Origin of the sequence: Mesorhizobium sp. M1A.F.Ca.IN.020.06.1.1, assembly GCF_004023265.1 — a bacterium.
GTDB lineage: Bacteria > Pseudomonadota > Alphaproteobacteria > Rhizobiales > Rhizobiaceae > Mesorhizobium.
The window spans coordinates 1-2,013 of sequence record NZ_RZSR01001039.1 but is presented as its reverse complement, the minus strand read 5'-3'; the positions used below and the strand labels follow the sequence as shown (position 1 = coordinate 2,013).

The 2,013-nt window shown below is 62.0% G+C and carries 2 protein-coding genes; one reads left to right on the top strand and one right to left on the bottom strand.

The features are described 5' to 3' along the window. The coding region (locus tag EOA60_RS30645; protein WP_164899673.1) for a hypothetical protein at positions 1 to 252 on the bottom strand (252 nt) is incomplete at its 3' end. Between the two features lie 232 nt (positions 253 to 484). Between EOA60_RS30645 and parC the strand changes: the two genes are divergently transcribed. Beyond that, the coding region (gene parC, locus EOA60_RS30640) for a DNA topoisomerase IV subunit A (RefSeq protein ID WP_128312447.1) at positions 485 to 2,013 on the top strand (1,529 nt) is incomplete at its 3' end.

Genomic DNA, 2,013 nt, shown 5'->3' with positions numbered 1-2,013 from the left:
CGCCGGATCGGCGGCGGAGGCGGTGTTGAGCGGCAGGGCCAGCAGAATGGTTGAAAAAGCCAGTTTCTTGAGCATTGAGCGTTGAATTTTCATGGCGAGTTCCCTGTCCTGAAAAGTGTTTTTGAATTCTACTCCATCACCATTCCGCGACGAACGGGTCGGGAACAAGGCGTTTCCCGGCACATTTGTCGAAAACGGCGATGAAAAGCAAACCCGGCCGGCACGCATTGCATGATGCGGTGAATTTGTCATGAAGACCGCGGCTCTCCTGCGCCGGCGCGTTGCCTGCCCAGATAGAGGGCGCATGTAACAGATTGATGTTGGCCGGTTAGCCCGCTTGCTGCCGGGGCCGGTTGCAGAATGGGCAAACTGGAATGTTCAACTTGCCGCTTCCGTGAAATCCTTCACGTCGCCATTTGCGACGAATCCGCCGACTGCCAACCCGGCGCTTGCCGCGAATCACCCGCTCGGCTAGTCCAAATCCATGGGCAAAAGGCATTTGCCGCCTGAAGACAGTGGCGGCGGCGACAACATCGAACCGGTCGATCTGAAGGAAGCGCTCGAGAAGCGCTATCTCGCCTATGCGCTGTCGACCATCATGCACCGGGCGCTGCCGGATGTGCGGGACGGACTGAAGCCGGTCCATCGCCGCATCATGCATGCCATGCGGCTCTTGCGGCTCAACCCGGATCAGGGCTTCGCCAAATGCGCCCGCATCGTCGGCGAGGTGATGGGTAAGTTCCATCCGCATGGCGACCAGTCGATCTACGACGCGCTGGTGCGGCTCGCGCAGGAATTCTCGATGCGCTACCCGCTGGTCGACGGGCAGGGCAATTTCGGCAATATCGACGGCGATAACGCCGCCGCCATGCGCTACACCGAGGCGCGCATGACGGAGGTGGCGACCGAGCTGCTTGCCGGCATCACCGAGGACGCCGTCGACTTCCGGCCGACCTATAATGAGGAGGACGAGGAACCCTCCGTTCTTCCCGGCGCCTTCCCGAACCTGCTCGCCAACGGCTCGTCCGGGATTGCGGTCGGCATGGCGACCTCGATCCCGCCGCACAACGCCGCCGAGCTTTGCGACGCGGCACTTCATCTGATCGAGCATCCGGACGCGCCGGTGGCGAAGCTGATGGATTTCGTCCAAGGGCCGGATTTCCCGACCGGCGGCATCATCGTCGATAGCCGCGCCTCGATCCTCGAAGCCTATGAGAGCGGCCGCGGCGGTTTCCGCGTGCGCTCCAGATGGAGCCAGGAGGACCAGGGCAGGGGCACCTGGAGCATCGTCGTCACGGAGATCCCCTATGGCGTCCAGAAGGCCAGGCTGATCGAGAAGATCGCCGAGCTCCTGATGGCGCGCAAGCTGCCGCTGCTCGAGGACGTCCGCGACGAAAGCGCCGAGGATATCCGTATCGTGCTGGTGCCGAAGAGCCGCAGCGTCGATCCAGGCATCCTGATGGAATCGCTGTTCAAGCTGACCGAGCTCGAAAGCCGCTTCCCGCTCAACATGAACGTGCTGTCGCGCGGCAAGGTGCCGAACGTCCTGTCGCTGAAGGGCGTGCTGAAGGAATGGCTCGATCACCGCCGCGACGTGCTGATCCGCCGCTCGAGATATCGGCTGGGCGAGATCGAGAAGCGGCTGGAAATCCTGGCCGGCTATCTGATCGCCTATTTGAACATCGACGAGGTGATCAGGATCATCCGCGAGGAGGACGAGCCCAAGCAGGTGATGATGGCCCGCTGGTCGCTCACCGACAATCAGGCCGAAGCCATCCTGAACATGCGGCTGCGCGCCCTGCGCAAGCTGGAAGAGATCGAAATCCGCAAGGAGTTCGACGGCCTTACCGAGGAGAAGAAGCAGATCGAGGCATTGCTTGCCTCCGACGCCAAGCAATGGGCGACGATCAAGTGGGAAGTCGCTGAGGTTCGTAAGAAGTTCGGTCCGGAGACCGAGCTCGGCAAACGCCGCACCCAGTTCGCCGACGCGCCCGAGCATGACCTCACCGATAT